12 protein-coding genes and 1 pseudogene are annotated in these 22019 nt (G+C 74.1%); 9 read left to right on the forward strand and 4 right to left on the reverse strand.

Annotated elements, in window-relative coordinates; translation table 11 throughout:
• The 3 genes and pseudogenes from IH44_RS0103890 to IH44_RS0103900 form a co-directional block, all read right to left on the reverse strand.
• Positions 1 to 421 (reverse strand): annotated as a pseudogene (locus IH44_RS0103890) (hypothetical protein); the annotation flags it as partial.
• 191 nt (positions 422 to 612) lie between these two features.
• Positions 613 to 1167, reverse strand: a complete 555-nt coding sequence (locus IH44_RS0103895; protein WP_030457956.1) for a GPR1/FUN34/YaaH family transporter — start codon at positions 1165 to 1167, stop codon at positions 613 to 615.
• A 304-nt stretch (positions 1168 to 1471) separates the two neighbouring features.
• Positions 1472 to 4021, reverse strand: a complete 2550-nt coding sequence (locus IH44_RS0103900) for a SpoIIE family protein phosphatase (RefSeq protein ID WP_030457957.1) — start codon at positions 4019 to 4021, stop codon at positions 1472 to 1474.
• A gap of 507 nt (positions 4022 to 4528) precedes the next feature.
• On the opposite strand from IH44_RS0103900, the gene IH44_RS0103905 reads away from it, so the two are divergent.
• From IH44_RS0103905 to IH44_RS0103945, 9 genes are all read left to right on the forward strand, one after another.
• Entirely contained in the window at positions 4529 to 8995 is a 4467-nt protein-coding gene (locus IH44_RS0103905) for a HAMP domain-containing protein (RefSeq protein ID WP_198544943.1), read from the forward strand.
• A 202-nt stretch (positions 8996 to 9197) separates the two neighbouring features.
• Positions 9198 to 9833 carry a two-component system response regulator gene (locus tag IH44_RS0103910; RefSeq protein ID WP_030457959.1) on the forward strand — a complete coding sequence of 212 codons (636 nt, stop codon included), beginning with the start codon at positions 9198 to 9200 and terminating at the stop codon, positions 9831 to 9833.
• 121 nt (positions 9834 to 9954) lie between these two features.
• Positions 9955 to 12642, forward strand: a complete 2688-nt coding sequence (locus IH44_RS0103915; protein ID WP_030457960.1) for a DNA translocase FtsK — start codon at positions 9955 to 9957, stop codon at positions 12640 to 12642.
• Between the two features lie 195 nt (positions 12643 to 12837).
• Positions 12838 to 13695: a RodZ domain-containing protein gene (locus tag IH44_RS0103920; RefSeq protein ID WP_030457961.1), complete on the forward strand. Its 858-nt coding sequence runs from the start codon at positions 12838 to 12840 to the stop codon at positions 13693 to 13695.
• A gap of 82 nt (positions 13696 to 13777) precedes the next feature.
• Entirely contained in the window at positions 13778 to 15241 is a 1464-nt protein-coding gene (gene rimO, locus IH44_RS0103925) for a 30S ribosomal protein S12 methylthiotransferase RimO (protein WP_030457962.1), read from the forward strand.
• Positions 15238 to 15870, forward strand: a complete 633-nt coding sequence (pgsA, locus tag IH44_RS0103930; protein ID WP_030457963.1) for a CDP-diacylglycerol--glycerol-3-phosphate 3-phosphatidyltransferase — start codon at positions 15238 to 15240, stop codon at positions 15868 to 15870. Before rimO ends, pgsA begins: the two co-directional genes overlap by 4 nt.
• Positions 15863 to 16348: a CinA family protein gene (locus tag IH44_RS0103935; RefSeq protein WP_051816530.1), complete on the forward strand. Its 486-nt coding sequence runs from the start codon at positions 15863 to 15865 to the stop codon at positions 16346 to 16348. Before pgsA ends, IH44_RS0103935 begins: the two co-directional genes overlap by 8 nt.
• 314 nt (positions 16349 to 16662) lie before the next feature.
• Complete coding sequence (locus tag IH44_RS0103940; protein ID WP_030457965.1) at positions 16663 to 17031, forward strand: helix-turn-helix domain-containing protein; 369 nt, start codon at positions 16663 to 16665, stop codon at positions 17029 to 17031.
• A gap of 52 nt (positions 17032 to 17083) precedes the next feature.
• Positions 17084 to 17341, forward strand: a complete 258-nt coding sequence (locus IH44_RS0103945) for a hypothetical protein (protein ID WP_030457966.1) — start codon at positions 17084 to 17086, stop codon at positions 17339 to 17341.
• Positions 17342 to 17353: 12 nt separating this feature from the next.
• Here IH44_RS0103945 and IH44_RS0103950 read toward each other — a convergent pair whose 3' ends face one another.
• Entirely contained in the window at positions 17354 to 21955 is a 4602-nt protein-coding gene (locus IH44_RS0103950; protein ID WP_030457967.1) for an ATP-dependent helicase, read from the reverse strand.
• Positions 21956 to 22019 lie beyond the last annotated feature (64 nt).

The raw sequence follows: 22019 nt of genomic DNA on the forward strand, positions 1-22019 counted from the left end.
GGAGGGCGGCGGGCCAGCCGTGGCGGTGGGCGCGTTCGCGGCGGGTGGTGAGGTCGGCGCGGAGGGCGCACAGGCGGGCGGGCCATTCGGGGCGGACGACGTGCTGCCACGTCCAGGCGAGGAGTTCGGCGGGTTCGGCGGGCAGGCGGGGGTCGGCGAGGTCGGGCAGGCGGGGGTCGGCGTCCGGGTCGGGGACGGGCAGCCGTAGGGCGGTGGGCCAGTCGGCGGGCCGGTGCGCGGCCAGCCAGGCGGCGAGGTGCGGGGTGGCTTCGAGGTGGGCGCGGAAGGCGGGCTGGTGGGTGGCGAGCCAGTCGCGGCGCCAGGGTTCGGGGTGGAGCTCGGCGAGGACGCCGACCGCGGCGACGGTCTCGACCAGCGGTGAGAGCGCGAAACGGCATGCGGCGAGGGACTCCGTGCTCACCAGCCAATGACCCATGCGTCCCCTCCGAACGCAGACAGTAGCAATCGGCGGTGAACGGGGGCAGGCGATTGCCCGATCACCGGGGACCGGGAGCGGGGGAGGGGCCGGCCCGCGGACGCGTCGGGGCCCGGGCGCCGTGGGGGTGGCGTCCGGGCCCCGGGGTGGTGCGGTGAACGGTGGTGCGGGGGCGGTTACTTGACCGGGAGGGCGACCTTGCCCCAGCGGCCGCCGGTCAGGTCGGCGGTGGCGGAGTACCAGGCGGCCAGACCGGCCACGGCGGCGACCCAGCCGCCGACCTTGCCCCAGCCGGCGGCGTCGCCGAGGACTCCGATGGCGCTGAGCACCAGGGAGACCGTCAGCAGGCCGTAGACGGCGCGGGTGAGCTGGCCGGCGCCCCAGGAGGCGGCGGTCAGGGTGAGCGCGAGCAGCGCCCACAGCAGCAGGAACAGGCCCGCGGTGTTCTTGCCGGCCGGGCCGGCGGCGGCCCAGGTCGCCCAGAAGGCGCCGAGGGCGGTGAACGCGGTGCCGCTGAAGCGGTCGCCGCCGCGGAACTGCCAGAGGCCGGCGACGAACAGCGTCACACCGCCGACCAGGTGCGCCAGCGAGGACGCGCCGCCGACCGAGGTGCCGCTGAGGACACCCGTGCCGAGCAGGCCGTACGCCAGCAGAGTCAGACCGAGGGCCAGGTAACCGAGCGGACCCGCGTCAGCGGATCGGGCGTTCGCCCCGGAGGCTTCATTGCTCACCGGAGGCTCCTTTCACTCTGCGCCAGGGCATGGCGGGATCACGGTGAAAAGTGGGTGTGCGAGGGGTGGTGCCGGGTGCCGGGTCGTGGGCGCACCGAAGGGAGGGTGCGGCGGCTGCGGCGAGTGAGAGAACCGGCGGCCGAGCCGCTGGTCATGCCCTCCGGGGTGGAAGCCCCCGGTGCTTACGGTGTACCCGGCGCCCCGGTTTTGTACCCTTGTGAATCACGCAGAATGAGCAAGTGTGAGCAAACCGTGACCAGTTCGGGTGCGGGGCCTGGTCGGTTCCGGCGCTGGGGAGGTCCGGTCAGTTCTGACGCTGGGTCGGGATCCGCAGGGTCAGGATGGCCATGTCGTCGGAGGGCGGCTCGGGCGCGAACCGCTCCACCGCCCGGTGCACCCGGGCCGCGACGGCGCCCGCGGTCAGGCCCGCGCAGCCGGTCAGCACCTCGACCAGGCCGTCGTCGCCGAGCATCCGGCGGCCCTCCCGGCGTTCGGTCACGCCGTCCGTCACGCACAGCAGGACCTCGCCCGGGGCGAGCACCAACTCCTCGGCGGTGAGGTCGAGTTCGTCCATCACACCGAGCAGCGGCTGCGGCGAGGCGGCCTGGTCGACCTGTCCGTCGGTGCGCAGCCGCAGCGGCAGCGGGTGGCCGGCGCAGACCAGCGACAGGGCGGTCGAGCCGTCCTCGCGGGGCGTCAGCTCGCCGTACAGCAGGGTGAGGAAGCGGGCCCGGCTGCCCTCGTCGAGGATCGCGGCGTTCAGCCGGGTGAGGACCTGCGGGGCGCTCAGGCCCTCGCGGGCCAGCAGGCGCAGCGAGTTGCGGGCCAGGCCGGTGACCGAGGCGGCCTCGGGGCCGGTGCCGCAGACGTCGCCGATGGCGAAGCCGTAGGTGCCCTCGCGGATCGGGAACAGGTCGTAGAAGTCGCCGCCGACCTCGTTGCCCTCGCCCGCGGCCTGGTAGAAGACCTCCACCTCGACGCCGGGGATCTTCGGCAGCTCCGGCGGCAGCAGGGCGCGCTGGAAGGCCTGGCTGATGGCGGTGCGCTCGGAGTACAGGCGGGAGTTGTCCAGGGCGAGGGCGGCCCGGCGGGAGAGGTCCTCGCCGAGTTCCAGGATCTCCTGGCGGAACCGGACGCCGCGCCGGGTGCCGAGCACCAGCAGGCCGATCACCCGGTTGCGGGCGGACAGCGGCAGCACCACCGTCTCGCCGAGGTCCGGGCCGACCGGGTGGCCGAGGGCCCGGGCGGTCTCGGCGGGCGCCGTCCACGGGCGGGCGCCGGGGCTGGGCTCCGCCTCCGGGGCGGGGGACTTGTCGAGCAGGGCGCGCAGCGCGTCGATCCGGTCCTCGTCCTCGTGCAGCACGAAGGCGAGTTCGGCGCCGGCCGCGGCGTCCGCGGTGGTGTAGACGGCGCACCAGGAGGAGAGCGTGGGGACGGCCATCTGCGCCATCAGGGCGAGCGTCTGCTCGTGCTCCAGGGTGCCGGCGAGCAGGTCGGACGCCTCGACCAGGAAGGACAGCGAGCCGCGCCGCAGCCGCTCCAGCTCGCCCAGGCGGGCGCTCTCCAGGGCCAGCGCGATCCGGTCGGCGGCGAACTGCAGGCGCAGCGCGTCCTCGTTGTCGTAGCGGCCGGGGGCGGCCGCGGCCACCCCGAGCGAGCCGGTCAGCCGGCCCTCGACCTTGAGCGGGACGGTGATCAGCGAGCGCAGTTCGGTGCCGTCGAGCAGCGGGGCGGCGCCGGTCGGGCGGACCGACAGGTCCTCGTGGACGGCGGGCAGCCGGGCCGAGTCGAAGCGGCCCGCGCCGGCGTCGATCGGCAGCCGGGCGAAGCGCCGGGACGGGCCGGTGAGGCCGGTGGCGGCGCGCAGTTCGAACTCGGTCTCGTCCTCGCTGGTGAGCAGCAGGTAGGAGGCGTCGGCGTCGAGCAGGTCGCGGGCGCGTTCGACGATCCGCTGCAGCAGGCTGGACAGGTCGTCGGGGGAGACCGGGCCGACCAGCAGGTCCAGCGGTTCGACGGCGGTGGCGGCGCCCTCCACGGCGCTGCCGGGGGTGCCGGGGGTGCGCAGCACCGCGCGGTCGGCCTCCCGGACCAGCACGCACAGCACGGTCGGGGTGCCCTGGCTGTCGCGCAGCCGCACGTGGGTGCCGTAGACCTCCTGGACCGCGCCGTCGCCGCCGCGCACCGCGTACGAGCCCTCCCAGCGGGCCAGCCGCAGGGTGTCGCCGAGGCCGAGGCCGGGGGTCTGCGGCCAGACGGCGAGTTCGGCCCAGGGGCGGCCGAAGACGGCGTCGGCGGGGCGGTGGAAGAGCGTCTCGGCGTCGGGGTTCCAGTGCCGGATCCGCCCGTGGTCGTCGAGCTGCACCACGGCGACCCGCACCGGGCCGTCCGCGGCCGGGAGTTCGCCGCCGGGCAGGCTGGGCAGGGCGTAGCGGGTGCCGGGGCGCTGCTCGGGCAGGGCGAGGCGGAACCAGACGGTCTTGCGGCCGGCCGTGTACTCCACGCCCCAGCTGCTGGAGAGCGCCGAGCACATCAGCAGGCCGCGGCCGCCCTCGCCGTCCGGGTCGGCGTAGCGCTCGGAGTTCATCGTCACGTTGGCGAAGGACGGCAGGCCGCGCTCGGGGTGCCGGTCGCTGACCTCGATCCGGACGGTGTCCTCCTCGCGCAGGCAGACCACCTCGGCGGCCGTCCCGGCGTGCACCACCGCGTTGGTGACCAGCTCGCTGACCAGCACCACGGCGTCGTCCACCACCTCGGGCAGGCCCCAGCCGAGCAGGGCGTCCCGGACGAAGCCGCGGGCCGCGGCGGCCGACCGGTCGACCGGTTCGAAGGTGGCGGCTGTGCGCGCGGTGACCACGGCCACGGCTCCTCTGCTGCTGGTCCGGCGGACGGTTCGGGCGGTGCGGCGGACGCGGGGCGGCGTCGCCTCGGTCCGGTGCGGCCCTCCACCCTACTTTCCGGTTGGTACCCAGTGGGGCCGGGGCGTCGAAACAGGCACCTGGGGGTGATTTCGTTCACCACTTTCCCTGGTCGTCGGGAAAACTCCTGGAGAACCGGACCGACACCGGGTGCCAGTGCTGTCACACTGGGGGGTCCGCGTGCCGTCACCGCCGCAGTACGGTCGACAGGGACGGCGCGGGAGCCGACCGGCCGGACGCCGATCCTCCCGCGGCGGTGAACCGAGTCAGGACCTGGGAGGGCCCCGTTGAGTTCGGCGACCAAGGACGTGTCCGGTACGACGACCGCCGCTGCGCGCGGCGCCCGCCCGGTGCCGCCGTCGCGGGCCGGCGGCGGGCGGCGCCCGGGGCCGGGGCGCGGCGCGGAGCCCGCGGAGCTGCGCAAGCTGCTGACCGCGCTGACCGCGATGCGGGACGGCAACTTCCGCCGCCGGCTGACCTTTCCCGGCGACGGCCTGCTGGCGGAGATCGCCGCGGTGTTCAACGAGGTCGCCGAGCGCAACCAGCACCTCACCGGTGAACTGGCCCGGGTGCGGCGGGCGGTGGGCCGCGAGGGCCGGCTCTCGGAGCGGCTGGAGACCGGCGTCGGCGAGGGCGCCTGGATGGCGGCCGTCGACAACTGCAACGCGCTGATCGACGACCTGGCCCGGCCGATGGCCGAGGTCGGCCGGGTGCTGGGCTCGATCGCCGAGGGCGACCTGACCCAGACCATGGAGCTGCGCTCGGTGCACACCACCGGGGCGAGCTACCCGTTGCGCGGCGAGTTCCTGAAGGTCGGCCGGACCGTCAACGGCCTGGTCGACCAGCTGTCGGAGTTCACCGACGAGGTGACCCGGGTGGCGATCGAGGTCGGCACCGAGGGCAAGCTCGGCGGCCAGGCCCGGGTGCGCAGCGTCTCCGGCTCCTGGAAGGACCTGTCGGACTCGGTCAACACCATGGCCGGCCGGCTGACCGCGCAGGTGCGCAACATCGCCGAGGTGACCACCGCGGTGGCCCGCGGCGACCTGTCGCGCAAGGTCACCGTCGACGTCGACGGCGAGATGCTGGAGCTCAAGAACACCGTCAACACGATGGTGGACCAGCTCAACTCGTTCGCCGCGCAGGTCACCACGGTGGCCCGCGACGTGGGCACCGAGGGGCGGCTGGGCGGCCAGGCGCAGGTGTCGGGCGTGGCCGGCGTGTGGCGCGACCTCACCGACTCGGTGAACTTCATGGCCGCCAACCTGACCGCGCAGGTCCGCAACATCGCCGAGGTGACCACCGCGGTCGCGCTCGGCGACCTGTCGCGCAAGATCGAGGTGGACGCCCGGGGCGAGATCCTGGAGCTGAAGAACACCATCAACACGATGGTCGACCAGCTGTCCGGGTTCGCCGAGCAGGTGACCCGGGTGGCGCGCGCGGTGGGCACCGAGGGCATCCTCGGCGGGCAGGCCCAGGTGCCCGGCGTGGCCGGCGTCTGGAAGGACCTGACCGAGAACGTCAACTCGATGGCGAACAACCTGACCAGCCAGGTCCGCGGCATCGCGCAGGTCACCACCGCGGTCGCCAAGGGCGACCTGTCGCAGAAGATCCAGGTCGACGCGCGCGGCGAGATCCTGGAGCTGAAGAACACCATCAACACCATGGTCGACCAGCTCTCGGCGTTCGCGGACGAGGTGACCCGGGTCGCCCGGGACGTCGGCACCGAGGGCATCCTGGGCGGCCAGGCCAGCGTGCCCGGGGTCTCCGGCACCTGGAAGGACCTCACCAACTCGGTGAACCTGATGGCCAACAACCTGACCAGCCAGGTGCGTTCGATCGCCGAGGTGACCACCGCGGTGGCCCGCGGCGACGTCTCCAAGAAGATCACCGTCGACGCGAAGGGCGAGATCCGCGAACTCGTCACCACCGTCAACACCATGGTCGAGCAGCTGTCCGCGTTCGCCGACGAGGTCACCCGGGTCTCCCGCGAGGTGGGCACCGACGGCCGGCTCGGCGGGCAGGCCCGGGTCCCCGGCGTGGCCGGCATCTGGCGCGACCTGACCGACAACGTGAACCTGATGGCGTCCAACCTGACCAGCCAGGTCCGCAACATCGCCGAGGTGGCGGCCGCGGTGGCCCGCGGCGACCTGTCCAAGAAGATCGCCATCGACGCGGCCGGCGAGGTCGCCGCGCTCGCCGACACCCTGAACACCATGGTCGACCAGCTGTCGGCCTTCGCCGTCGAAGTCACCCGCGTCGCCCGCGAGGTGGGCACCGACGGCATCCTGGGCGGCCAGGCCAGCGTGCCGGGCGTCGCCGGGATCTGGAAGGACCTGACCGAGAACGTCAACCTGATGGCCAACAACCTCACCGGCCAGGTCCGCAACATCGCCCTCGTCATCACCGCGGTGGCCCGCGGCGACCTCTCGCAGAAGATCGACGTCGACGCCCGCGGCGAGATCCTCGAACTCAAGACCAGCATCAACACCATGGTCGACCAGCTCGGCGCCTTCGCCGACGAGGTCACCCGGGTCGCCCGCGAGGTCGGCACCGACGGCCGCCTCGGCGGCCAGGCCCGGGTCCCCGGCGTGGCCGGCACCTGGCAGGACCTCACCGAGTCGGTGAACGAACTCGCCAACAACCTGACCCGGCAGGTGCGCGCGATCGCCCAGGTCGCCACCGCCGTCACCCGCGGCGACCTGTCGCCCCGGATCAACGTGGACGCGTCCGGCGAGCTCGACGAGCTCAAGGACAACATCAACCAGATGATCGCCAACCTGCGCGAGACCACCCGCACCAACAAGGAACAGGACTGGCTCAAGTCCAACCTGGCCCGGATGTCCGGCATGCTGCAGGGCCGCCGCGACCTCTCCGCCGTCGCCTCGCTGATCATGAGCGAGCTGACCCCGGTGGTCTCCGCCCAGCACGGCGCCTTCTTCCTCGCCCAGCCCGCCGGGCGCACCGCCGAACTCGTCACCGAGGACGACGACGAGAACGACATCGTGCTGCGCCTGATCGGCTCCTACGGCTACCACCGGCGCACCATGCCCACCACCTTCCGGCTCGGCGAGGGACTGATCGGGCAGGCCGCGGTGGAGAAGCGGCCGATCGTGCTCAAGGAGACCCCGCCCGGCTACCTGAAGATCTCCTCCGGCCTCGGCGAGTCCTCCCCGGCGCACGTGGTGGTGATGCCGGTGCTGTTCGAGGGCCGGCTGCTCGGCGTGATCGAACTCGCCACCTTCTCCAGCTTCACCACCGTCGCGCTGGACTTCCTCAACCAGATCGCCGACCAGATCGGCGTCACCGTCAACACCATCTCGGTCAACACCAAGACCGAGGGCCTGCTGCTGGAGTCCCAGCGGCTGACCGCCGAACTCTCCATGCGCTCCGCCGAGTTGGAGGCCCGCCAGGAGGAGCTGGAGCGCACCAACGAGGAACTGCAGGAGAAGGCCGAGCAGCTCGCCCAGCAGAACCGCGACATCGAGATCAAGAACAGCGAGATCGAGGAGGCCCGGCAGATCCTGGAGGAGCGCGCCGAGCAGCTCGCGCTGGCCTCCCGCTACAAGAGCGAGTTCCTCGCCAACATGTCGCACGAGTTGCGCACCCCGCTCAACTCGCTGCTGATCCTGGCCAAGCTGCTCTCCGACAACAACGAGGGCAACCTGTCGGCCAAGCAGGTCGAGTTCGCCGAGACGATCCACGGCGCGGGCAGCGACCTGCTCCAGCTGATCAACGACATCCTCGACCTGTCCAAGGTCGAGGCGGGCAAGATGGACGTCCGCCCGGCCCGGATCGCGCTGGTCCAGCTGGTCGACTACGTGGAGGCCGCGTTCCGGCCGCTGGCCGCCGAGAAGAACCTGGACTTCGCGGTCCGGGTCTCCCCGGACCTGCCGGTCACCCTGCACACCGACGAGCAGCGCCTCCAGCAGGTGCTGCGCAACCTGCTGTCCAACGCGGTGAAGTTCACCGACGCCGGCGCGGTCGAGCTGATGATCCGCCCGGTGGCCGGGGCGGAGATCCCGCAGCACGTGCGCGAGCAGCTGCTGGAGTCCGGCACCATGGCCGACCCGGACGAGCCGCTGATCGCCTTCTCGGTCTCCGACACCGGCATCGGCATCCCCGGCAACAAGCTCCGGGAGATCTTCGAGGCGTTCAAGCAGGCCGACGGCGGCACCAGCCGCAAGTACGGCGGCACCGGCCTGGGCCTGTCGATCAGCCGGGAGATCGCCCGGCTGCTCGGCGGCGAGATCCACGTCGAGAGCGAACTGGGCCGCGGCTCCGCCTTCACCCTCTACCTGCCGCTGCGCAGCGAGGGCCCCGAGCCGGTCACCCTGGAGCGCGGAGGTGCCCCGCGCGCCCTCGAAGCGCCCCGCACGCCCGCCGAGCAGTGGACCCAGGAGGCCCGCGGCCTGGTCGAGGAGCGCCGCCGCTCGACCGCCGAGCGCCGCCGCCCCGCCGAGGCCCCCCGCCCCGCCGAGGAGACCGTCCCGCGCCAGGGCGAGCCGTCCCGCCCCGCCACCGCGGCCCCGCCGCGCTTCGACGGCGAGCGGGTGCTGATCGTCGACGACGACATCCGCAACGTGTTCGCCCTCACCAGCGTGCTGGAGCAGTACGGCCTGACCGTGCTGTACGCCGAGAACGGCCGCGAGGGCATCGAGATGCTCGAACAGCACGAGGAGGTCGCCCTGGTGCTGATGGACATCATGATGCCCGAGCTGGACGGCTACGCGACCACCGAGCAGATCCGCCGGATGCCCCGGTTCTCCGGCCTGCCGATCATCGCGCTGACCGCCAAGGCGATGAAGGGCGACCGCGAGAAGAGCCTCCAGGCGGGCGCCACCGACCACATCACCAAGCCGGTGGAGACCGACCACCTGCTGGCGGTGATGCGCCAGCACCTGCCTGTCAGGTGACCGCCGCCCGCGGGGGCCCGCTCCGGCTGGCCCCCGCGGGCGGGAACCCGGTAAGGTCACCCGTCGTTGCCAACAGTGACCGGACGGTGACGCCCGGCACCGGGCCTGTGGCAGGCAAGGGGGTACGGCTAGCATGACCGGGGCAGTGATGGGCGGCACGAAGGTGCCGGCCCTCGGGAAACAACCGGCAGGAGGGCGGGTCCTGGTGCAGAAGGCGAAGATCCTCCTGGTCGACGACCGTCCGGAGAACCTGCTCGCCCTCGAGGCGATCCTCTCCGCGCTCGACCAGACCCTGGTGCGCGCCTCCTCCGGCGAGGAAGCGCTCAAAGCTCTGCTCACCGACGACTTCGCGGTCATCCTGCTGGATGTCCAGATGCCCGGCATGGACGGGTTCGAGACCGCCGCGCACATCAAGCGCCGGGAGCGGACCAGGGACATCCCGATCATCTTCCTGACCGCGATCAACCACGGTCCGCACCACACCTTCCGCGGCTACGCGGCCGGTGCGGTCGACTACATCTCCAAGCCCTTCGACCCGTGGGTGCTGCGGGCCAAGGTCTCCGTCTTCGTCGACCTGTACCAGAAGAACACCCAGCTCAAGGAGCAGGCCGCGCTGCTGCGCCTGCAGTTGGAGGCGGGCGCGGAGCCGGCCATCGGTGGGGCGCTGCTCGGCGAGCTGTCGGCCCGGCTGGCCGCCGTCGAGGAGCAGGCCGAGGCGCTCACCAAGCAGCTCGACGCGGGCTCCGACAGCGGCGCCGCGGCGACCGCCGCGCACCTGGAGCGGAAGATCGCGGGCCTGCGCGGGGCGCTGGACGCGCTGCGCCCCGGCGCGAACTGACGGGTCGTCGGCGTCGCCCGTCCGGGTGGTTCCCGGGCGGCTGACGGCGCGTCGGCGACACAACCCGCCGAAGTGCGCCCGCGCATGTCCGCGGCCCGGGCGCGCCGGTAGGCTGCCCCCCATGGCCACACGAACGCCCGGAAGCGCCGCCGCACGCACCAGCAAGCCCGGGCCGGCCAAGGGCGCGCCGGCCAAGAAGGCCGCGGCGAAGAAGGCCGCCCCCGCCAAGAAGGCCCCGGCGAAGAAGGCCGCGCCGGCCAAGAAGGCCGCCGCCCCGGCCCCGCCGCCCCCGCCGAAGCGGCCGATACTCTTCCGGGCCGTCCGGGCCCTCTGGCTGGGCCTGGCACACTCGGTGGGCGCGGTGTTCCGCGGCTTCGGCCACGGCGCCCGCAACCTGCACCCCGAGCACCGCAAGGACGGCGTGGCGCTGCTGCTGCTGGCGCTCGCCCTGGTGACCGCCGCCGGGACGTGGTTCAGCCCGCAGGGCTGGCTCGGCGAGGCCGCCACCAACGTGGTCTCCGGCCTGTTCGGCCGGCTCGACGTGCTGGTGCCGTTCCTGTTCGGTGCGCTCGCCGTCCGGCTGATGCGCCACCCCGAACTCCCGGAGGCCAACGGCCGGATAGCGATCGGCCTGAGCACCCTGGTGGTCGGCGTGCTGGGCCTGGTGCACATCGGCTGCGGGGCGCCCGCGATGGGCGCCGGCGCGACGAGGATCCGGCAGGCCGGCGGCCTGATCGGCTGGGCCGTGTCCACCCCGATGATGGCCGCGGCCGGCCCGCCACTGGCCGTCCCGCTGCTGCTGCTGGTCGCCTTCTTCGGCCTGCTGGTGGTCACCGCCACCCCCGTCAACCGGATCCCCGAGCGGCTGCGGCTGCTCGGCGTGCGCCTGGGCGTGGTCGAGCCGCTGCCCGGCGAGCCGGACCCGGCGGAGGCCGGAGCGTCCGACGCCGAGCGCGCCTACTCCACCGCCCCGCCCGAGGACGCCGACCCGGACGCGCTGCCGATCACCATCGAGGGCGACGAACTCTCCGCCCGCCGCAAGCGCCGCCGCCGCAAGGCCGACGACGACGTCGAGGCCACGGAGGCCGCCGAGCCCCTCTCCTTCGAGAAGGACCCGTACCAGACCCGCGACCTGGCGGCCGGCGTCGCCGCCGACCTGGACGGCGCGCTGCTGTACGGGGTGCCCGGCTCGCCCGCGGTGGCCAGCATGCTCGGCCAGGTCAAGGACAACACCGCCCCGCCCGAGGAGCCCTGGACGCCGGAGGTGCCCGCCGCCCGGGCCGCCGACGCCCCCGAGGGCCACGGCGCGGCCCCGGCCCGGATGGAACAGCTCCAGCTCTCCGGCGGTGGCGACTACGCGCTGCCCTCCCTCGACCTGCTGGAGCGCGGCGCCCCCGGCAAGGCCCGGTCCCAGATCAACGACGACGTGGTGACCCAACTCAGCGGCGTGTTCACCGAGTTCAAGGTCGACGCGCGGGTCACCGGCTTCACCCGCGGCCCGACGGTGACCCGCTACGAGGTCGAGCTCGGCCCGGCCGTGAAGGTCGAGCGGATCACCGCGCTGGCCAAGAACATCGCCTACGCGGTGGCCACCCCCGACGTGCGGATCATCTCGCCGATCCCCGGCAAGTCCGCGGTCGGCGTGGAGATCCCCAACCGGGACCGGGAGATGGTCACCCTCGGCGACCTGCTGCGCTCGCGCGCCGCCGCCGAGGACACCCACCCGATGGTGGTCGGCATGGGCAAGGACGTCGAGGGCCACACCGTGATGGCCAACCTGGCGAAGATGCCGCACGTCCTGGTGGCCGGCGCCACCGGCGCGGGCAAGTCCTCCTGCATCAACTGCCTGATCACCTCGGTGCTGGTGCGCGCCACCCCCGACGAGGTCCGGATGGTGCTGGTCGACCCCAAGCGGGTCGAACTGACCGCCTACGAGGGCATCCCGCACCTGATCACGCCGATCATCACCAACCCGAAGAAGGCCGCCGAGGCCCTCCAGTGGGTGGTCCGCGAGATGGACATGCGCTACGACGACCTGGCGGCCTACGGCTTCCGGCACGTCGACGACTTCAACGCCGCCGTCCGGGCCGGCACCGTGCAGCCGCCGCTGGGCAGCGAGCGCGAACTGGCGCCCTACCCGTACCTGCTGGTGATCGTCGACGAGCTGGCCGACCTGATGATGGTCGCCCCGCGCGACGTCGAGGACTCGGTGGTCCGGATCACCCAGCTCGCCCGGGCCGCCGGCATCCACCTGGTGCTGGCCACCCAGCGCCCCTCGGTGGACGTGGTCACCGGCCTGATCAAGGCCAACGTGCCGTCCCGGCTGGCCTTCGCCACCTCGGCGATGGCCGACTCCCGGGTCATCCTCGACCAGCCCGGCGCCGAGAAGCTGATCGGCAAGGGCGACGCGCTGTTCCTGCCGATGGGCGCCTCCAAGCCGGTCCGGATGCAGGGCGCGTTCGTCACCGAGGCGGAGATCGCCAAGATCGTCCAGCACTGCAAGGACCAGCTGACCGCCCGCTACCGCGACGACGTGGTGGTCGGCGGCGGCCCCAAGAAGGAGATCGACGAGGAGATCGGCGACGACCTCGACCTGCTGATCCAGGCCGCCGAACTGGTCGTCACCACCCAGTTCGGCTCGACCTCGATGCTCCAGCGCAAGCTCCGGGTCGGCTTCGCCAAGGCCGGCCGGCTGATGGACCTGATGGAGTCCCGCGGCATCGTCGGCCCCAGCGAGGGCTCCAAGGCCCGCGACGTGCTGATCAAGCCCGACGAGCTGGACGGCGTGCTGGTCACCCTGCGCGGCTGAGCGTCCTCCGCCCCCCGCCCCCCGCCCCGCCGGTCTCCCGGCAGGGCGGGGCGGTGGCCGGAAAGCGCGGTGAGCGCGCGTCAACTTCTGTTGCGAGACTGTGGCACGTTCGGGCCCCCTCCGGTTGAGAAACGTTCCGCCCCCACCCCTAGACTGGTGCTTCAGCAGGTGGCCTCCGCTCGAAAGGCGTGCCCAGTGACCATCGGCAAGTCCCCCCGCAGCTCCGCCCCCGACTCCTCCGCGCCCGCCGCCGCCGAGGAGTCGAGCCGTACCACCGGCGGGCCGAGCATCGGGCGGATGCTCGCCAAGGCCCGGATCGACGCCGGCCTGACGGTCGACCAGGTGAGCACCCGGACCAGGATCCGGGTGCCGATCGTGCACGCCGTCGAGTCCGACGACTTCGACCGCTGCGGCGGCGCCTTCTACGCCCGCGGCCACCTGCGGCTGCTGGCCCGCGAGGTCGGCCTGGACGGCGAGGCGCTGGTCGCCCGCTACGACGCCGAGCACGGCGGCGCGCCCTCGCCGACCGCTGGACAACTGCTCGACTCCGGCCCGATCAAGGTCAAGGACCACAACCGCCCGAACTGGACCGCCGCGATGGTGGTGGCGATCGTCGCCGTGGTCGCGCTGATCGGCTACAACCTGGTCGGCTCCTCGTCCTCCGGCGGCGACCAGCCCGGTGCGGCCAGTGCCCCGCTGCCCTCCGGCGTCTCCGCCCCCGCCACCACCTCCCCGTCCGCGCAGCCGCCGGCCCCCGAGAGCAGCGTCGCCGCGATCGCCGCCGCGCCCGCCGACAAGGTCACCGTCAAGCTGGTCGCCGGGCAGGACAAGAGCTGGGTGACCGCCAAGGACGGCAACGGCAAGTCGCTGTACTCCAACAACCTGGAAGCCGGCCAGGACCAGACCTTCACCGACGGCAAGAAGATCACCCTGGTGATCGGCAACGCCGGGGCCGTCCACCTGTTCGTCAACGGCAAGGACCTCGGCCCGGCCGGCCAGGACGGCCAGGTCGTGCACCTCGCCTACACCCCCGGCGACCCGCAGGCGGGCTGAACCGGGACGATCCGCCCGCCGAAGCAACGCGCGCGCCCTCCGGGGGGAACTCCACCGGGGGGCGCGCGTTAATCTTGGCGTCATGCCTGAAACCCGCACTGTCGCCCTGGTCACGCTCGGATGCGCCCGCAACGAGGTCGACTCCGAGGAACTCGCCGGGCGACTGGAGGCCGACGGCTGGCGACTGGTGGACGACGCCAGCGAGGCCGACGTCGCCGTCGTCAACACCTGCGGGTTCGTCGAGGCCGCCAAGAAGGACTCCGTCGACGCCCTGCTGGAGGCCAACGACCTCAAGGGGCACGGCCGCACCCAGGCCGTGGTCGCCGTCGGCTGCATGGCCGAGCGCTACGGCAAGGAACTCGCCGACGCCCTCCCCGAGGCCGACGGCGTGCTCGGCTTCGACGACTACGCCGACATCTCCAGCCGCCTGAACACCATCCTCTCCGGCGGCCACGTCGAGGCCCACACCCCCCGCGACCGCCGCAAGCTGCTCCCGCTCACCCCGGTCGAGCGGCAGGCCGCCGCGGCCGAGATCGCCCTCCCCGGCCACGGCGCCCCCGCGGACCTCCCCGACGGCGTCGCTCCCGCCTCCGGCCCGCGCACCCTGCGCAAGCGGCTGGACGACGCCCCGGTCGCCTCGATCAAGCTCGCCTCCGGCTGCGACCGCCGCTGCTCGTTCTGCGCCATCCCGGCCTTCCGCGGCTCCTTCATCTCCCGCCGCCCCAGCGACGTGCTGAACGAGGCGGTCTGGCTGGCCGGGCAGGGCGTGCGCGAGGTCGCCCTGGTCTCCGAGAACAACACCTCCTACGGCAAGGACCTCGGCGACATCCGCCTGCTGGAGACCCTGCTCACCGAGATCGCCGCGGTCGAGGGCATCGAGCGGGTCCGGGTCAGCTACCTGCAGCCCGCCGAGATGCGCCCCGGCCTGATCGACGTGATGACCGGCACCGACAAGGTCGTCCCGTACTTCGACCTGTCCTTCCAGCACTCGGCGCCCGCCGTGCTGCGCCGGATGCGCCGCTTCGGCTCCACCGAGCAGTTCCTCGGCCTGCTGGAGTCGATCCGGGCCAAGGCCCCCGAGGCCGGCGCCCGCTCCAACTTCATCGTGGGCTTCCCCGGCGAGAGCGAGGAGGACTACGCGGAGCTGGAACGGTTCATCACCCACGCCGGCCTCGACGCGATCGGCGTGTTCGGCTACTCCGACGAGGACGGCACCGAGGCCGCCGGCTACGACGGCAAGCTCGACCAGGACGTGGTGGACGACCGGGTCGCCCGGCTCTCCAAGCTCGCCGAGGAGCTCACCGCGCAGCGCGCCGAGCAGCGGATCGGCAGCGAGGTCACCGTCCTCGTCGAGTCCGTCGAGGACGGGGTGGTGGAGGGCCGGGCCGCCCACCAGGCCCCGGAGACCGACGGCCTGACCACCCTGCTCGGCGTCCCGGACGCGGTGGTCGGCCGGTTCTACCGGGCCACCGTGACCGGCACCGAAGGCGTCGACCTGATCGCCGAGGCGATCGAGGTCCCGCAGCCCGCCGGAGCCGACGTATGACCAAGGGGCCGGGGGCCCCGGCCGCCACCCGGCCGACCCCGGCCGCGGTCCCGCCGGAGCCCGGCCTGTGGAACATCGCCAACGTGCTGACCATGTTCCGGCTGGTGCTCGTCCCGGTCTTTGCCGCGCTGCTGTTCGCCGGGGGCGGCCACGACCCCAAGTGGCGGGCCCTCGCCTGGGCGGCCTTCGCCATCGCGATGATCACCGACGTCTTCGACGGCGCGCTGGCCCGCCGCAAGGGCCTGGTCACCGACTTCGGGCGGATCGCCGACCCGATCGCCGACAAGGCGATCATGGGCACCGGCCTGATCGGCCTGTCCCTGCTCGGCGACCTGCCCTGGTGGATCACCGCGGTGATCCTGGCCCGGGAGCTCGGCATCACCCTGATGCGGTTCTGGGTGATCCGCTACGCCGTCATCCCGGCCAGCCGCGGCGGCAAGATCAAGACGCTCGCCCAGGGCACCGCGGTCGGCATGTACGTGCTGGTGCTCACCGGGCCGCTGGCCACCGCCCGCGCCGTGGTGATGGGCGTCGCGGTGTTCCTCACCCTGGCCACCGGCCTCGACTACGTGCTGCAGGCCGTCCGGCTGCGCCGCGAGGGCATCGCCCGGGAGCGCCGCGGTGAGTGAGGGCGCCGCGGCCGCCCGGGTGCTGGCCGCGCTGGAGGCCGACGGCGCCACCCTGGCCGTCGCCGAGTCGCTCACCGGCGGCCTGCTGGCCGCCGCCCTGGTCCGGGTGCCCGGCGCCTCCGCGGTGTTCCGGGGCTCGGTCACCGCGTACGCCACCGACCTCAAGGCCTCCGTGCTCGGCGTCGACGAGGGACTGCTCGACGTGCACGGCCCGGTCCACCCCGTGGTGGCCCGGCAGATGGCCGAGGGCGTGCGCCGCCTGCTCGGCGCCGACTGGGCGCTGGCCACCACCGGCGTGGCCGGCCCCGACCCGCAGGACGGGCAGCCGGTCGGCACCGTGTACGTGGCGCTGGCCGGACCGTCGGGAACAGAAGCGCTCCCGCTCCGGTTGTCGGGTGGGCGTGACACGATCCGGCACGGATCGGTGGACGCCGCGCTGGAGCTGTTGCTCCGGCGGCTGGCGTCCGGGCAGGTCTGAGCTTCGCCGAAGACCCGGTGCGGTGCGCCGAAAACCCGCGAACCCGCCGCACCCGGCGGGGGAACGTGTTACACCGGAGGCTCCGGTCGGGCCGCCCCGGCCGGGAGCACACGCGTCGACCCGGCGTCGATTGCGCGTCCGGAGCCGGACATCTGCCCGTCACGGGTGGTTCGACGGCCCCGGAGGGGAAGAAACAGGGAGGGGGCGCCTTGCAGCCCAGAGTGAACACGACCCCGGTCCCCGCACGGGATGCTGGCAAGGCGGTACGGTGGGGTCGTGACATCTCGATCCGCAGTCCGAGGAGGGAGGCACCGATGATTCTGCTCCGTCGCCTGCTGGGCGATGTGCTGCGTCGGCAGCGCCAGCGCCAGGGCCGCACACTCCGCGAGGTGTCGGCAGCCGCCAGGGTTTCGCTCGGTTACCTCTCCGAGGTCGAGCGGGGTCAGAAGGAGGCGTCCTCCGAGCTGCTCTCCGCCATCTGCGACGCGCTCGACGTGCGGATGTCGGAGGTCATGCGGGAGGTCAGCGACGAACTGTCGCTCGCCGAACTTGCGGCGATGGCGACACTCTCGGAGGGTGATCTGCTGAGGCCGGTGCTCGAACCGGTTCCGCTGCCGGCGCCCGGTGTCGACCGGTCCGGGTCCATCTCGCCCAAGGCGGCGATGGACGTGGTGGCGGCCTGACCGGACCTCGACCGTCCCGCTGGTGCGGGACGCCGGGTGAAGGAGGGCCACGATGCGGAGTGCGCGCAGTGCGCTGCTGCTCGGTGCGACGGCACTGGTCGGCCTGGGCCTGATACTGCTGCTGATGGGCGGCACCGCGATACACGGCGGTGCCGCCCTCGGCGTGCTCGCGGCCGGCTGGTGGGGCGTGGGGCTGATCCCGGTGCACGCCAGGACCGCGCCGGAGCCCGCGCGGCGGGAGGCCGCGGCGGGCCCGGTCCTGCCGCGGCCCGGCCCGCCCGGGGCGGGGGACGCTCCCCAGGGCGGGTGAGGCGAGCCCCCGCTACCGGAGCCGGTAGCCCTTCGGGGTGGGGTGGAAACCGGCCGTTTCCAGCCGGGGGCCCAGGGGGCTGGTGAGGGCGGGGTGGCCGTTGATGCGCTCCACGGTGAGCGGACCGGCCAGCGCGGCCAGGGCGGCGTCCAGCGCGGGGCCCTCGGCGGGCCAGGCCAGCAGCGACCTGCCGCCGCGCTCCAGGTACAGCACCAGCTCGCCGTCGACCAGGGCGACCAGCGCGCCGGCCTTGCGGGCCGGGCGGTGGGCGGCGGCGGTGTCGGCGGGCGGCTCCGGCCAGGACAGGGCCGCGCCGTACGCGTTGGCCGGGTCGGCGGCGGCCAGCACCAGGGCCTGCGGGGCCTGCGCGGCGGGCTCGGCGGACCACTCGGCGCCCACCGTCCGCTCCAGCCGGGAGCTGACCGAACGCAGCCGGTCCGCGGCGCCGTCCATGGCGAACTGGGCGCCGCCCAGGCCCTCGACGAAGTACCCGCGGCGGGCCCGGCCGCGCTCCTCGAACGCCGACAGCACCCGGTAGACGCCCGCGAAGCCGCCCGGGACGCGCTCGGCGGCCACCGCGCCCCTGGTCAGCACGCCGTGCCGGTCCAGCAGGGCCTGCGCCCGGGCGGCGGCCCGCACCGTGGCCTCGCCGCCGAGGGCGGGCAGCAGCGACCAGCGGCCGACCGCGGTCGGCGGGCCGGTGCGGGAGGCCGGGCGGGCCGGGCCGCGGGCCGCGCCGCCGTAGCGGCCGCGCGGGGTGGCGCGCGGGGCGCGGTGCGCGGTGGCGCCGGCGGTGCGGCCGGAGCCGAGCAGGCCGCGCAGCGGGGCCAGGGTGTCGTTGGTGACGTACCCGGCCCAGACCAGGTCCCACAGGGCGTCGGCGATCTCGGCGTCCGGGGTGTCCGGGACGCGTTCGGCGAGCTGGCGGAAGAACGCGCCGTAGCCGCCGGTCAGCGCCTCCAGCAGGGCGGTGTGCACCGGGCCCGGGGTGAGCGGGAGCGGCTCGGGGCGCAGCAGGTGGGCGTTCTCCGGCAGGTGCAGGCTGATCCAGCCGTCCTTGCCGGGCAGCGCGCCCGCGCCGGACCAGCCGATCTCGCCGGCCGCCATCAGCTCGTCCAGCAGGGCGGGGGAGTAGTCGGACAGCCGGGCGGGCAGCACCAGCTTCTCCAGGGCGGAGGCGGGCAGCGCGGTGCCCTGGAGCTGCTCGACCACCCGGTAGAGGCCGTCGGCGCCGCGCAGGCGGTGCCCGGCCAGGTGCTGCCACTGCGGGAGGAAGGCGGCCAGGGCCTTCGGCGGGACGGCCTCCACCTCGTGCCGCAGGGCGGCCAGCGAGCGGCGGCGCAGGCGGCGCAGCACCTCGGTGTCGCACCACTCCGGGGTGGTGCCCGTCCCGTCGGGCCGGAACTCGCCCTGGACCAGGCGGCCGGCGGCGGTGAGGCGGTGCAGGGTGCCGGTGACGACGGCGCTGCCGAGGCCGAAGCGCTCGGCGGCCTCCTGCGCGGTGAACGGGCCGTGGGTGCGGGCGTGCCGGGCCAGCAGGTCGCCGAGCGGGTCCTTGACCGGCTCGGTGAACGCCTCGGGGACGCCGACCGGCAGCGGGGTGCCCAGGGCGTCGCGCAGCCGCCCGGCGTCCTCGATCGCGGCCCAGCGCAGGGCGCCGCCGATCCGGACCTGGATCGCCCGGCGGGCGGCCTCCAGCTCCAGGGCCCACAGCGGTTCGGCGCCGCGCTCGGCGAGTTCGGCCTCGGCGAGCGGGCCGAGCAGGCGCAGCGCGTCGGCGACGCCCTCGGCGTCCTTGATCCGGCGCTCGGGGGTGCGGCGCTGGAGCTCGGCCTCCAGGTCGGCGAGGACCTGCGGGTCGAGCAGTTCGCGCAGCTCGGCCTGGCCGAGCAGTTCGGACAGCAGCCGGGAGTCCAACGCGAGGGCGGCGGCCCGGCGCTCGGCGATCGGGGAGTCGCCCTCGTACAGGAACTGGGCGACGTAGCCGAACAGCAGGGAGCGGGCGAACGGGGACGGTTCGGGGGTGGTGACCTCGACCAGGCGGACCGCGCGGGACTCCAGGTCTCCCATCAGCTCGACCAGGCCGGGCACGTCGAAGACGTCCTGCAGGCACTCGCGGACGGCCTCCAGGACGATCGGGAAGGAGCCGTACTCGGCGGCCACCTCCAGGAGTTGGGAGGCGCGCTGGCGCTGCTGCCACAGCGGGGTGCGCTTGCCGGGGTTGCGGCGGGGCAGCAGCAGGGCGCGGCCGGCGCACTCGCGGAAGCGCGCGGCGAACAGGGCGGAGCCGCCGACCTGGTCGGTGACCAGCTGCTCGATCTCGGCGGCGTCGAAGACCGCGGCGTCGGCGCCGACCGGGGCCTCGTCGGCGGGCGCCGCGGGCGCGGCGGAGGGGAAGTCGGCCAGCAGGTCGGCGTCCGGCAGGCGCAGCACGATGCCGTCGTCGGCGTGCATCACCTGCGGGTCCAGGCCGTGCTTCTCGCGCAGCCGGGCGCCGATGGCCAGCGCCCACGGGGCGTGCACCTGGGCGCCGAACGGGGAGTGCACGACGATCCGCCAGTCGCCGAGCTCGTCGCGGAAGCGCTCGACCACGATGGTGCGGTCGTCGGGCAGGTGGCCGCAGGCCGCGCGCTGCTCGGCGAGGTAGGCGAGCAGGTTGGCGGCGGCCCAGTCGTCCAGGCCCGCCGCGTGCAGGCGGGCGGTGGCCGCGGCGGGCTCCAGGGCGCCGATCTCGCGGACGAACGCGCCCACGGCGCGGCCGAGTTCGAGCGGGCGGCCGAGGGTGTCGCCCTTCCAGAACGGGAGCCGGCCGGGGACGCCGGGGGCCGGGGTGACCAGCACCTTGTCGTGGGTGATCTCCTCGATCCGCCAGGAGGTGGTGCCCAGGGTGAAGACGTCCCCGACCCGGGACTCGTAGACCATCTCCTCGTCCAGCTCCCCGACCCGGCCGCCGCCCTTCTTGGGGTCGGCCCCGGCGATGAAGACGCCGAACAGGCCGCGGTCGGGGATGGTGCCGCCGGAGGTGACGGCGAGGCGCTGGGCGCCGGGGCGGCCGGTGACGGTGCCGGCGACGCGGTCCCAGACCAGGCGGGGGCGCAGTTCGGCGAAGGCGTCGGACGGGTAGCGGCCGGCCAGCATGTCGAGGACGCCGTCGAACGCGGACTGCGGGAGGGTGGCGAACGGGGCGGCGCGGCGGCACAGGGCGAGCAGCTCGTCGACGTCCCAGACGTCGAGCGCGGTGATCGCCACCAGCTGCTGGGCCAGCACGTCCAGCGGGTTGCGCGGGACGCGCAGGGCCTCGATCCGGCCGGTGCGCATCCGCTCGGTGACCACGGCGGACTGCACCAGGTCTCCGCGGTACTTGGGGAAGAACACGCCGCTGGAGACCGCGCCGACCTGGTGTCCGGCCCGGCCGACCCGCTGCAGGCCGGAGGCCACCGAGGGCGGGGACTCGACCTGCACCACCAGGTCGACGGCGCCCATGTCGATGCCCAGCTCCAGGCTGGAGGTGGCCACCACGGCGGGCAGCCGGCCGGCCTTCAACTCCTCTTCCACCAGGGCCCGTTGCTCCTTGGAGACCGAGCCGTGGTGGGCCCGGGCGAGCAGCGGCGGGGCGCCCGCGGCGGCCCCCGAGCCGCCCATCAGCTCGGCGGGGGAGTGCGCCTCGGGCAGCGGGGCGCCGGTGGCCCGCTCGTAGGCGATCTCGTTCAGCCGGTGGCACAGCCGCTCGGCCAGCCGGCGGGAGTTGGCGAACACGATGGTCGAGCGGTGCGCCTGGACCAGGTCGACGATCCGCTCCTCGACGTGCGGCCAGATCGAGGACTGCCGCTGCGGGTCGGACTCCTCGGCGGGCGCGGCGGGCAGGTCGGCCAGGTCCGGGACGGGGACCACCACGGACAGGTCGAAGCGCTTGTCGGAGCCTGGCTGGACGATCGCGGCGCCGCGCCGCGGGCTGAGGTAGCGCGCCACCTCCTCGACCGGGCGGACGGTGGCGGACAGGCCGATCCGGCGGGCCGGGCGCTCCAGCAGCTCGTCGAGGCGCTCCAGGCTGAGCGCCAGGTGCGCGCCGCGCTTGGTGCCGGCCACCGCGTGCACCTCGTCCAGGATCACCGTGTCGATGCCGCGCAGGGCGTCCCGGGCGGCGGAGGTGAGCAGCAGGAACAGCGACTCGGGGGTGGTGATCAGGATGTCCGGCGGGTGGGTGGCGAACTTCCGGCGGTCGGCGGCCGGGGTGTCGCCGGAGCGGATGCCGACCCGCACCTCGGGCTCCGGCAGGCCGAGCCGGACGCTGGCCTGCCGGAGCCCGGTGAGCGGGGCGCGCAGGTTGCGCTCCACGTCGACCGCGAGGGCCTTCAGCGGGGAGACGTAGAGCACCCGGCAGCGGCGCTTCGGGTCGGCCGGGGGCGGGGTGGCGGCCAGCCGGTCCAGGGCGGAGAGGAAGGCCGCCAGCGTCTTGCCGGAGCCGGTCGGGGCGACCACCAGCACGTCCGTCTCCAGCCGGATCGCCGACCAGGCCCGGGACTGCGCCTCGGTGGGGGCGGCGAACGCCCCGGTGAACCAGGCCCGGGTGGCCGGGGCGAAGCCTTGCAGCGGATCAGCGTCGGAGGTGCCCATGCCCCCATGGTGCCCCGACAGGCTGACAGGTCACGGAACGGTCACCGTCTGACCCAACCCCGTG

This window comes from Kitasatospora sp. NRRL B-11411 (genome assembly GCF_000721345.1).
Lineage (GTDB): Bacteria > Actinomycetota > Actinomycetes > Streptomycetales > Streptomycetaceae > Kitasatospora > Kitasatospora cineracea.

What these genes read in the sequence shown, in the direction of transcription:
- IH44_RS0103915 (WP_030457960.1), top strand. Translation starts at nt 9,955, where the DNA reads ATGGCCACACGAACGCCCGGAAGCGCCGCCGCACGCACCAGCAAGCCC.
- IH44_RS0103945 (WP_030457966.1), top strand. Translation starts at nt 17,084, where the DNA reads ATGCGGAGTGCGCGCAGTGCGCTGCTGCTCGGTGCGACGGCACTGGTC.
- pgsA (WP_030457963.1), top strand. Translation starts at nt 15,238, where the DNA reads ATGACCAAGGGGCCGGGGGCCCCGGCCGCCACCCGGCCGACCCCGGCC.
- IH44_RS0103940 (WP_030457965.1), top strand. Translation starts at nt 16,663, where the DNA reads ATGATTCTGCTCCGTCGCCTGCTGGGCGATGTGCTGCGTCGGCAGCGC.
- IH44_RS0103950 (WP_030457967.1), bottom strand. Translation starts at nt 21,955, where the DNA reads ATGGGCACCTCCGACGCTGATCCGCTGCAAGGCTTCGCCCCGGCCACC.
- rimO (WP_030457962.1), top strand. Translation starts at nt 13,778, where the DNA reads ATGCCTGAAACCCGCACTGTCGCCCTGGTCACGCTCGGATGCGCCCGC.
- IH44_RS0103905 (WP_198544943.1), top strand. Translation starts at nt 4,529, where the DNA reads ATGCGGGACGGCAACTTCCGCCGCCGGCTGACCTTTCCCGGCGACGGC.